This window comes from Roseateles sp. P5_B10 (genome assembly GCF_056400485.1).
Map to the genome: position 1 here is coordinate 1 of NZ_JBFULE010000132.1, position 10469 is coordinate 10469.

Annotated in this window: 12 protein-coding genes and 1 riboswitch; of the genes, 6 read left to right on the forward strand and 6 right to left on the reverse strand. The window is 68.5% G+C overall.

Annotated elements, in window-relative coordinates:
• Positions 1–231 (reverse strand): hypothetical protein (locus AC1DU6_RS11110; protein WP_477857203.1); only part of this gene is annotated, 231 nt, incomplete at its 3' end.
• Between the two features lie 112 nt (positions 232–343).
• Positions 344–434: riboswitch (cyclic di-GMP riboswitch) on the reverse strand.
• A gap of 285 nt (positions 435–719) precedes the next feature.
• Between AC1DU6_RS11110 and AC1DU6_RS11115 the strand changes: the two genes are divergently transcribed.
• Genes AC1DU6_RS11115 through AC1DU6_RS11130 form a run of 4 tightly spaced genes read left to right on the forward strand, consistent with a single transcriptional unit; the run spans position 720 to position 4416 of the window.
• A complete protein-coding gene (locus AC1DU6_RS11115; protein ID WP_457319926.1) occupies positions 720–2630 on the forward strand; it encodes a B12-binding domain-containing radical SAM protein in 1911 nt (636 codons plus the stop codon).
• On the forward strand, positions 2630–2962 hold the full coding sequence (locus AC1DU6_RS11120) for an antibiotic biosynthesis monooxygenase family protein (protein ID WP_056191846.1): 333 nt from the start codon (positions 2630–2632) through the stop codon (positions 2960–2962). Before AC1DU6_RS11115 ends, AC1DU6_RS11120 begins: the two co-directional genes overlap by 1 nt.
• A 45-nt stretch (positions 2963–3007) precedes the next feature.
• Entirely contained in the window at positions 3008–3772 is a 765-nt protein-coding gene (locus AC1DU6_RS11125) for a ParA family protein (protein WP_457319924.1), read from the forward strand.
• Positions 3773–3825: 53 nt separating this feature from the next.
• Positions 3826–4416 carry a 2OG-Fe(II) oxygenase family protein gene (locus tag AC1DU6_RS11130; RefSeq protein WP_457319922.1) on the forward strand — a complete coding sequence of 197 codons (591 nt, stop codon included), beginning with the start codon at positions 3826–3828 and terminating at the stop codon, positions 4414–4416.
• On the opposite strand, the gene AC1DU6_RS11135 is transcribed toward AC1DU6_RS11130, so the two are convergent.
• The 4 genes from AC1DU6_RS11135 to AC1DU6_RS11150 all read right to left on the reverse strand — a co-directional run bounded on the left by AC1DU6_RS11135 (position 4373) and on the right by AC1DU6_RS11150 (position 7672).
• Entirely contained in the window at positions 4373–5767 is a 1395-nt protein-coding gene (locus tag AC1DU6_RS11135) for a sensor histidine kinase (protein WP_457319920.1), read from the reverse strand. The genes AC1DU6_RS11130 and AC1DU6_RS11135 overlap by 44 nt on opposite strands.
• 2 nt (positions 5768–5769) lie before the next feature.
• Complete coding sequence (locus AC1DU6_RS11140) at positions 5770–6438, reverse strand: response regulator (protein ID WP_056191837.1); 669 nt, start codon at positions 6436–6438, stop codon at positions 5770–5772.
• 96 nt (positions 6439–6534) lie between these two features.
• On the reverse strand, positions 6535–7464 hold the full coding sequence (locus AC1DU6_RS11145; protein WP_457319918.1) for a hypothetical protein: 930 nt from the start codon (positions 7462–7464) through the stop codon (positions 6535–6537).
• On the reverse strand, positions 7448–7672 hold the full coding sequence (locus tag AC1DU6_RS11150; RefSeq protein WP_457319917.1) for a DUF1731 domain-containing protein: 225 nt from the start codon (positions 7670–7672) through the stop codon (positions 7448–7450). The genes AC1DU6_RS11145 and AC1DU6_RS11150 overlap by 17 nt, the downstream gene beginning before the upstream one ends.
• Positions 7673–7795: 123 nt before the next feature.
• Between AC1DU6_RS11150 and AC1DU6_RS11155 the strand changes: the two genes are divergently transcribed.
• Both AC1DU6_RS11155 and AC1DU6_RS11160 read left to right on the forward strand, forming a co-directional pair.
• Complete coding sequence (locus tag AC1DU6_RS11155; protein ID WP_477857209.1) at positions 7796–8668, forward strand: c-type heme family protein; 873 nt, start codon at positions 7796–7798, stop codon at positions 8666–8668.
• A 13-nt stretch (positions 8669–8681) separates the two neighbouring features.
• Positions 8682–10172, forward strand: a complete 1491-nt coding sequence (locus tag AC1DU6_RS11160) for a serine/threonine-protein kinase (RefSeq protein ID WP_477857211.1) — start codon at positions 8682–8684, stop codon at positions 10170–10172.
• Positions 10173–10184: 12 nt separating this feature from the next.
• On the opposite strand, the gene AC1DU6_RS11165 is transcribed toward AC1DU6_RS11160, so the two are convergent.
• A partial coding sequence (locus AC1DU6_RS11165) for a class I SAM-dependent methyltransferase (protein ID WP_477857213.1) occupies positions 10185–10469 on the reverse strand: 285 nt, incomplete at its 5' end.

The following is a 10469-nucleotide window of genomic DNA, read 5'->3' on the forward strand; positions in this document are numbered from 1 at the left end:
GACCAGGGTGTGCACGTAGCGGCGACCAGCCAGTTCCTGTTGCCAGCGCTGGCGAGGCGCAGCGGCCGAATCGACGGCCTGGCGCAGATCGGCGGCAATCTTGTCGCGCGGTGCGGCCTGCGCCAGTGCAGGCCACAGCAATGCAGCCAGCGTCAGCAGCAGCGCAAGCGCCGCGTGCAGGCGCCACTCGATCAGAACTACGAATCGAAGAGGGAGCGTGGTGGACTTCATGGACAGCTTTCGTTGTTGCGCTGATTCCTACGCACACGCCCGGTCGGGCGTCGCGCCGCATCCCGGCGACGGAAGAGCTGCCATGTCGACGGCGACCTGCCGGCGGCTTGTCCTTGGCAACCCCGCTGTCGTAACCCGCCAGGCGGGCCTTAGACCGGAAGCTTTGCGACCCCGGCTTTCGCTCGGGTGTGCCTTTGTCATCAGTGAAAAAAATGTATCTGAAGTTGCGGCGTAACGCTGTGAACAAGTGGCGCTTCCGGGTCCGTTCGGCCACCGTTACACATCCATGATCCAGCCTCACAGCGACGCGTGAAACCGGTCAGTTAGGTTGTGAGGCATCGCCCATCCGATCACGCTCCAGCCGCATGGAAGAAGTCAACCTTTTCAAGAGGCCCACGGCGCAGAAGTCGCCGGCTGCCGGCGCCTCGCGCGATGCGAGGCGGTTTGCTCGCCGTGTCGCGCCACGCCACACCGCGACAATCCCGCCCATGCCTCGCCAGCCTCCCCGCGTCCTCTCCGTCATCCCGCCGATGACGCAGCTGAACACGCCCTACCCGTCCACCGCCTACCTGACGGGCTTCCTGCGCTCACGCGGCATCGATGCGCAGCAGGTGGACCTGGCGCTGGCCCTGGTGCTGGAGCTGTTCACACCCACCGGCCTGGCCCAGCTGCATGAAGCCGTGCTGGCCCTGCCCGAAGCCGAGCGCACGCCGCAAACGGCCTGGTTTGCCACCGAGTTCCCGGCAATAGCCGCCGCCACGCCACGCGTCCTCGGCTTCCTGCAGGGGCGCGACCCGACGCTGGCCCATCGCATCAACACCCGTGCCTTCCTGCCCGAAGGCGCACGCTTCGCTTCGCTGGACGCCTATGTCGACGAGGATGGCGGCGACCCGCTCGCCTGGGCGTTTGGCGCCCTCGGCTTGCAGGACCGCGCACGCCATCTCGCCACGCTGTTCCTGAACGACCTCGCCGACGTGCTGCGCGACGCGGTCGATGAACGCTTTGAGTTTGTCCGTTACGCCGAATCCCTCGCCGCGGCGCAGGCTCACTTCGATCCGCTGGCCACCGCCCTGGCCGCACCGCCCAATCTCGTCGACCGCACGCTGCACACCTTGACGCTGGCCGCGCTGGAGCAGCACCAACCCGAGGTCGTGCTGCTGTCCGTGCCTTTCCCTGGTTCGGTCTACGCCGCCCTGCGCATCGCGCAGAGCATCAAGGCCGCGCGGCCCGAGGTCATCTGCGTGCTGGGCGGCGGTTATGTGAACACCGAGCTGCGCGAGCTGGCCGAGCCGCGCGTCTTCGACTTTGTCGACTACGTGACGCTGGACGCCGGCGAGCGGCCACTGCTGGCGCTGCTGGAGCACGTCGCCGGCAAGCGCTCCAAGACGCGCCTGGTGCGTACCTTCTGGCGCGACGGCACGGAGGTCAGGTACACCAACTTCGTCGAGCCCGACATTCCCTTCGATGACGTCGGCACACCGACCTGGGACGGCCTGCCGCTGGACCGCTATCTGTCGCTGCTGGACATGCTCAACCCGATGAACCGGCTCTGGAGCGACGGCCGCTGGAACAAGCTGACCGTGGCGCATGGCTGCTACTGGAAGAAATGCAGCTTCTGCGACGTCAGCCTGGACTACATCTCGCGCTACGAGGCGGCCTCGGCCGAGGTGCTAGTGGACCGCATCGAGGCCATCGTCAAGGAGACGGGCCAGACAGGCTTCCACTTCGTCGACGAAGCCGCGCCGCCCAAGGCGCTCAAGGCCCTGGCCGAAGAGCTGATCCGCCGCGGCGTGGCCATCTCGTGGTGGGGCAATATTCGCTTTGAAAAGACCTTCACGCCCGAGCTCTGCCAGCTGCTGGCCGACAGCGGCTGCATCGCCATCTCGGGCGGGCTGGAGGTGGCATCGGACCGGCTGCTGAAGCTGATGAAGAAGGGCGTCAGCATCGAGCAGGTGGCGCGCGTGACCAAGGCCTTTGCCGACGCCGGCGTGCTGGTGCATGCCTACCTGATGTACGGCTTCCCCACGCAGACAACGCAGGACACCGTGGACGCGCTGGAATACGTGCGCCAGCTGTTCGAGAACGGCTGCATCCACAGCGGCTTCTTCCACCGCTTCGCCTGCACGGTGCATTCGCCCGTCGGACTGAACCCGGCGGAATACGGCGTCACGCTACAGCCCCTCCCCGCCGATGGCCGCTTTGCGAAGAACGACGTCGCCTTCATCGACCCCACGCCCACCGACCACGACGGCCTTGGCCAGGGGCTGAAGAAGGGCCTGTACAACTTCATGCACGGCATCGGCGTGGACAGCGATATCCGCAGTTGGTTCCCGCTGCGCGTACCCAAGACGACAGTGCCGCGCCGCTTCGTCGAGCGCGCCCTGGCGACAATCACCTGATGTACACCTCCACCTTCACCTTCGCCAAGGGCGACTACGACGCCGATTTCTTCGCGCTGGACGACCGCATCGCCGCCATCGCCCGCGCCATTCCCGGCTACCTCGGCGAGGAAGCCTGGGAGAACGCAGCGAACGGGCTGATCTCCAACGTCTACTACTGGGACTCGATGGAGGCCCTGCAGCAGCTGATGAGCCACCCCGCGCACCGCGAGGCCAAGCAGGCCCAGGCCAAATGGCTGAGGGGCTACCAGGTGGTCATCGCCGAGGTGGTGCGCACCTATGGCGACGGCGGCATCGCCCATCCGCTCGCCGAAACCACGCCGGCCCACTGACTTTTGTGCAGTGCACAATCGCCGCATCCAGCAACGGAGGCGGCGATGCGGCGTGTGGTGTTCAACCAGAAGGGTGGCGTGGGCAAGTCCACGATCACCAGCAATCTGGCGGCGATTGCCGCGGCAGCGGGCAAGCGGGTGCTGGTCATCGACCTGGACCGCCAGGGCAACACCAGCCGCTACCTGATGGGCGATGCGCTGGATGAAGGCGCACCGGGCTCGGCTGAATTCTTCGAGTCAACGCTGAAGTTCAGCGTGCGCGCACCTGGCGCGACCGAGTTCGTCGTCGAGACGCCGTGGGAGAACCTGCACCTGATGCCGGCCAGCGCCGAGCTCGACGAGCTGCACGGCAAGCTGGAGAGCCGCTACAAGATCTACAAGCTGCGCGACGCACTGCTGCCGCTGGCGGACGAATACGACGAGATCTGGATCGACACGCCACCGGCTTTGAACTTCTACACGCGCTCGGCGCTGATCGCATCCCAGGGCTGCCTCATCCCCTTCGACTGCGACGACTTCTCGCGCCGGGCGCTCTACGGCCTGCTGGAAGCCGTTGAAGAGATCCGCGCCGACCACGCACCCGAGCTGTCGGTCGAGGGCATCGTCGTCAACCAGTTCCAGGCCCGCGCCTCGCTGCCGCAGCGCGTCGTGCAGGAGTTGCTGGACGAGGGCCTGCCGGTGCTGCAGCCGTATCTGTCGAGCAGTGTGAAGGTCAAGGAGTCGCACGAGCTGAGCCGGCCCATGATCCATCTCGATGCGCGCCACAAGCTGACGCAGGAGATGCAGGCGCTGTACGAAGCGCTGGGCTGAACCGGGCGTTTTTCCGGCCTTGGCCCGCCAGCGCCGATGGCCAGAATGTCGGCATGAGCACTCCCGAATCCGTACGCATCGTCGGCGCCAGCGTCCAGACCGAACTGCCCGTCATCATTGCCGAGCTGGGCCCGATCGCGGACCGGCTGCAGCTGGCGCGCGAGGCCATCGACGAGCTGCGCATCAGCCACCCGCAGTCGCCCGAGTCCAACGTGAAGTCGGTGTACATGAGCCCGTGGAAAAGCCACATGCTCAATGCCAAGCTGCTGCCGCTGTGCGCCAGCGTCGTCGAGATCGCCAAGGCGGCCGCGCCCAAAGCCTGGTCGGGCGAGCTCGACTCGCTCGGGCTGGACCTGCTCGTCACCCACTGCTGGGGCGCCATCTACGAACAGGCCGACTACACGGCCCCGCACAACCACTGGCCGGCCGACCTGAGCTGCGTTGTCTACCTGGAAGCTGAAGCCGGTTGCGCGCCGCTGGTGTTCTCCAAGACCAGCGCCTACCAGCCGCGGCCCGGCACGTTGATCATGTTCCCGGGCATCACCATGCACGAGGTGCCGGCCACGCCGGGGCGGCGCGTCGTCGTCGCGATGAACCTCTTCAAGCAGCTGGGGCTGGGTCCGGAGGCAGCGGCGGCAGGCTGAGCCGCGCCCGCAGCCCCGGGCCGGCGTGGGCATCCAGCAGCTCCAGCCGGCCGCCGTGCCGGGCCGCGATGTCGGCCGCGATGGCCAGGCCCAGGCCGCTGCCGGTGCCCGTGGCGGCATCACCGCGGCGGAAACGCAGCATGGCGGCCGGGCGGTCGGCTGGCGCAATGCCGGGCCCGTTGTCCTCGACCTCCAGCCACGGTCCGGCCGCATCGCTGCCGCAACGCACCGTGATGCGGGCGCTTGCGCCGGCGTAGCTGACGGCGTTGTGGATGAGGTTCTCGAGCAGCTCGCGCAGCAGGAAGGCATGGCCCAGCGCCGGCGCTTCGGCCAGTTCGAAGCCGAGGTCGACACCCGCAGGCAGCGCGCGATGGGCCCAGTCCTGGCCGCTTTCGGTGGCGATGTCGCGCAGGTCGATGCGCTGCCCCACGTCGACGCTGCGGTCCTCCGCGCGGGCCAGCGACAGCAGCTGCTGGGCCAGGCGGGCGCTGCGCACGACACGCTGGCGCAGCCGCTCCAGCAGCGGGTCCACGCGCTGGTCGTGCGGCTCCAGCATGGCCAGCTCGATCTCGGTCTGCAGCGAGGTCAGCGGCGTGCGCAGCTGGTGGGCCGCGTCGGCCAGGAATTCGCGCTGGGCGCCGGCCGCGCGGGCCAGGCGCTCGAACAGGCGGTTGAAGGCGGCCTGCAGTGGCACCAGCTCGCGCGGCAGGCTGGCCGCCAGCGGTGTCAGCCGGTGCAGGTCGCGATGCTCCAGCTCGGCGCTCAGGCCCGTCAGCGGCGCCAGGCCCTGGCGGATGGCCCACCAGCCGGCCAGGGCCAGCAGCAAAGCCAGCGCCACGCCGTTCAACGCGACCGAGCTGCCGATCTCGCTCTGCAGCGCGTCGCGCTTGTGCAGGGTCTCGGCAACGAGGATCTGGCAGACACCGGTGCCGCAGTCATGGCCGAGTTGCACCAGGCGCAGCTCTCGGCCGCGCAGCCTGACGTCGCCGTAGGAGGAGTGGCCCGCCGCCTGCGGGGCCGGGCGGGGCTGCAACTCGGCCAGGCCGGCGTCGCCCTGCAGCACCTCGCCGCGCGGCGCCAACACCAGGTAGAAGACATCGTCCTGGCGGTCGAAGCGCAGGGCGCGGTCCATGGTGGCGCTGACATCGATGCGGGGCTCGCCGCTGCGCACGTCGATCTGGCCCGCCAGCGTCAGCGCGGTGTCCTCCAGGCCCTCGTCGAGCCAGCTCTGCGCGCTGTGCCTGACCTGCTCGTACAGCGCCGTGCCGAGCACGGGCAAGGCCAGCACCAGCGGCAGCATCAGCCAGCCGAACAGCCGCCGCTGCAGGCTGGAGCGTGAACCCTCAGCCAACGTCAGCCTATTTCCTCGAGCAGGTAGCCGAGGCCGCGCACAGTGCGAAGTTGCACGCCACCCGGCTCGATCTTGGCGCGCAGACGCGACAGGCAGACCTCGATGGCGTTGTCGCTGACGCCCTGGTCCCAGGCATTGCTGGCCAGCGCGATGTGCTCCTTGGGCACGACCTTGCCCGAGCGCGCCATCAAGAAGCCGAGCACGTCCCATTCGCGGGCGGACAGGGCCAGTGGCTCGTCGTCGATGTAGGCGCGGCGGGCTTCCTGGTCGATGCGCAGGCGCGCCAGCTGCAGCTGGTTGCTGGTGCGCGCCTGGCTGCGCCGCACCAGGGCGCGGGCGCGGGCGACCAGTTCGGTCAACGCAAAGGGCTTGACGAGGTAGTCGTCGGCGCCGCCTTCCAGGCCACGCACGCGGTCCTCGACGGCGTCGCGGGCGGTCAGGATCAGCACCGGCACGGCGATGCTCTCGGCGCGCACGCGGCGCAGCGTCTCGAAGCCGTCGATGCCCGCCAGGCCGATGTCCAGGATGAGGAGGTCGTAGGCGTCCTCCTTCAGCGAGCGCGGCACGGGCTCGCCGCGGGCGGTGCAGTCCACGACCCAGCCCTGGGAGCGCAGCGCGCGGGCGGTGGTTTCGACGAGTTGTTCGTCGTCTTCGACGAGCAGGATGCGCATGGTGGCAGCAGTATGGCGCGAGAGCGGCCGATGTGCTGACGCAGGGCTGTCACGCCGGGGCCATTCACATGCCAGCAATGCGCCGCGAAGCGAATGTCAGCGCGGCGCGCCCACCACTGCGCGTGTTGCCGCCTCGAAACATTCGCCGGCGATCTGCCACAACCGCGCGGCGTCCGCGTAGCGGTCGCTGGGCTCACCGTTGAAACGGTCGCCCGCCAGGTCGACACGCGGCTGGGCGTAGTGCAGCCAGAAGTCGGCGCCCATCTTCTGCGGCAGCAGCTCGGCGTTGAAGCTCAGGTAGTCACCCGGCCCGGCGCCGCGCACAAAGCCCTCGAAGCAGCGCTGCCACATCCAGCGGAAGTGGCTGAGGTAGTCGCCGGGGTCGTCRAGCCCGGTCTGGATGCATCCCGGGTTGCCGACGCGGGCATGCAGGAAGCGCACGCGCTCGAACACCGGCGCGAGCCGCTGCGCACGTTCGTGGAACTCGCCGCCATAGGTCAGCTCGTGGCCGGTGTACCAGTGCGACAGATCGGCGTTGAAGCGCAGCGCCGGCCAGCGTTCGACGAGATCCAGCGTGCGGCGGAGATCCTGGGTCATCGTGCCGCGGTGGGTCTCGACATAGAGCGGGTGGCCGTGCCGCGCCGAGGCTTCCAGCACGGCCGCGGCAAGGGCATCCATCTCGGCGTCGGTCTCGAAGCTGTTGCCCACGTGCAGCGTCGTGATCTCGCAGCCGAGGTCGCGCTGCTCACGCACGATGGCGGCCACCTCGGTTGGAACCAGTGCGCGGCAGATGCCGGTGACGGCCAGGCCGGCGTCGCGCGCGGCCCGGGCGGCCTCGCGCGTGGGCTGCCAGATCTGCACGGCTTCGTGGCCGTCGGCCTTCAAGAGGGCGAGTTGCTCGGCATGCGTCGCGCGCCAGCCGGTCGAGGCGCGCGGCAGCTCGGCCAGGGTGCCGAGGTTGATGTCGCGGCGCAGCCGCGGCGGGTTCGCACTGCCGTCGTTGCAGCGGTCAATGGGCGAGTTCATGGCCGGCATCATGCCGGGCCGCCAGGTCGGACAGCGCCGCCTGCAGCGTGGGGAAGCGGAAGCGATAGCCGGCGGCCCGCGCCGCGGCAGGAACGACGTTCTGGCCGTCCAGCAACAGCGTGGACATCTCGCCGGCCAGCCTGCGCAGCGGCCAGGCGGGCATGCGCAGCCAGGCACGGCGGCCGAAGGAGGCGGCCAGGGCCTGCATCGGTAGGCCCAATTTCGGTCCGGCGCCCTTTCTTCTGTGGATTTGCACCGGGAACCACGAGCAAGCACGAAGCCACTCAGCCATATCGGCGCACTACCATTGCCGGCCTCCGGGAAAAACACCATGAAACTGCTCGCCAAATTCAATCTGGTCTATCTGCTCGTGATGAGCCTGGGCATCGCCCTGAGCGGCTACATCGCGCGCAATCTGCTGCAGGACAACGCCAAGCAGGAAACCATCGCCACCGCGCAGATGCTGATGGAGAAGGCGCTGGCCGTGCGCAGCTACACCAACACGAAGATCAAGCCACTGCTGGTCTCGCAGATGACCGACAAGTTCCTGCCGGAGACGGTGCCGAGCTTTTCCGCCACGGAGGTGCTGGGGACGCTGCTGGCCAAGCACCCCGAGTTCGCCTACAAGGAAGCGACGCTGAACCCGACCAACCCGCGCGACCGTGCAACGAGCTGGGAGGTCGACATCGTCGGCCAGTTCCGCTCCTCGGCCGACCTGAAGGAAACCGTCGGCACGCGCGACACGCCCGCCGGCCCTTCGCTTTACATCGCCCGTCCGCTGCGCATCACCGACCCGGCCTGCCTGGCCTGCCACAGCAGCGTCGAGGCCGCGCCGGCCACCATGGTCGCCAAGTACGGCCCCGCTAACGGCTTCGGCTGGAACCTCAACGAAGTCATCGGCGCGCAGGTCGTTTCAGTCCCGCTGGGCGTGCCGCTGCAGCGCGCCGACCAGACCTTCAAGGTCTTCATCACGTCGCTGATCGTCGTCTTCGTCGCCGTCGGCGTCGTGCTGAACCTGATGGTCTGGATGCTGGTCGTGCGCCCCGTCACGCGCCTGTCGGCCCTGGCCGACCGCGTCAGTCAGGGCGACCTGGACGCGCCCGAGTTCCAGGCCACCAGCAAGGACGAGATCGCCACGCTGTCCCATTCCTTCTCTCGCATGCGGGCCAGCGTCGTGCAGGCCATGAAGTTGCTGGACACATGAGTCATTTCAGCGCATGAGCGACAAGAAGCACCCGACACAGCTCGGCAAATACCGCATCACCGAGATTCTCGGTGAGGGCGCGATGGGTGTCGTCTACAAGGGCTTCGACCCCGACATCCAGCGCACCGTCGCGCTGAAGACCATCCGCACCCAGCTCGACGCCGACGACGACAGCCCCGGTGCGCCGGCCTCGCGTTTCCGCAACGAGGCCCAGGCTGCCGGCCGGCTGCACCATCCGGGCATCGTCGCCGTCTACGACTTCGGCCGCGCCGAGAACGTGGCCTATATCGCGATGGAGTTTGTCGAGGGCCGCTCGCTCGCCAGCTACCTCGGCGCCAAGGTCCGCTTCACCGACACCGACATCCCCGGCATCATGAGCCAGCTGCTCGATGCCCTCGGCCATGCGCACGAGAAGGGCGTCTGGCACCGCGACATCAAACCCGCCAACATCATCATGACGACGGCCGGGGGGCGGCTCAAGGTGGCCGATTTCGGCATCGCCCGCATCGAGAGCACCAACCTCACGCAAACCCACTACATGGTGGGCACCCCCAGCCACATGGCGCCCGAGCAGTTCCTGGGCAAGCCCATGGACCGGCGCGTGGACATCTACGGCGCCGGCGTCGTGCTCTACCAGCTCCTCACCGGCCGCGCGCCCTTCGCCGGCACGACCGAGGCGCTGATGTACAAGGTCGTCAACGACATGCCGCAGCCGCCGTCGACCATCGAGGGTGTCGAGCGCCCGGGCTGGTTCGACGCCATCATTGCCCGCGCGTTGGCCAAGCGCCCCGAAGACCGTTATGCCACCGCCGAGGAATTCAAGCAGGCCATCACCGACGGCATCGGTCAAAGCATCGACGACACCGGCTGGGAAAAGACCGTGATGCTGGCGCCAGCGCGCGCGCGCCCCGCGCAGCCGCTGGCCACGCCCACTGTCGCACCGCCCTCGCTGTCAGGCACGTCGCTGCCCGGCTCCACGGCGGGCACGGCCAGCGCCCCGACGCCATCGCACTGGGACAAGGCCCAGCTCACCCAGGCCGAATTGACGCTGGCCAGGCATGTCGGCCCGCTGGCCAGCGTGCTGGTGCGCCGCGCCGCACGCGAATGCCAGGACATCAACGAGCTCTACAGCAAGCTGGCCGAGCAGGTCACCGACCCGCGTGCGCGCGACGCCTTCCTCGGCCAGGCCAGCCTGGTCACCGGCGGCCACCACCGCACGGCAGGCGGCGGCACCGCCGGTTCGCCGTCGGCCGGTGGTTCCAAGGGCGCCACGGCGGGCTCGGCGGGCAGCGGCACCCTCATCGGCGGGCCGCTGAACGAGGCCGTCATGGACAAGGCTCAGGTTCTGCTGGCGAAACATGTCGGGCCCATCGCCAAGGTGCTGATCAAACGGGCCGCAGCCGGCACGGACAGCCGGGCGGTGTTCTTCAACCGGCTGGCGGAGTCAGTCAACGATCCGGCAGCGCGGGCGAAGTTGCTGGCGGAGCTGGGGCGACTTTCCTGAGGCGCGGCAGGCTCAGGGCAGGCGATAGGCCAACACCTTGAGTCCTCGATCTGCCGAGACGTCCGCATACACCTCCGGATTCGCCACGCGTTCGACGAATGCCAGCTCCGGTGCGTGCTCGGCCATCACGCCGTGCAGGAAATCCAGGCCCAGCTTGGGCGTGTTCAGGCACAGCAATGCATGGCCCCCGGGCGCCAGCAGCGCAGGCAGCCGCTTCGCCAGCCGCGCGTAGTCCTTGGTCGCGACGAAGCTGCCTTTCTGGAAGCTGGGGGGGTCGCAGATGACGAGGTCATAGGG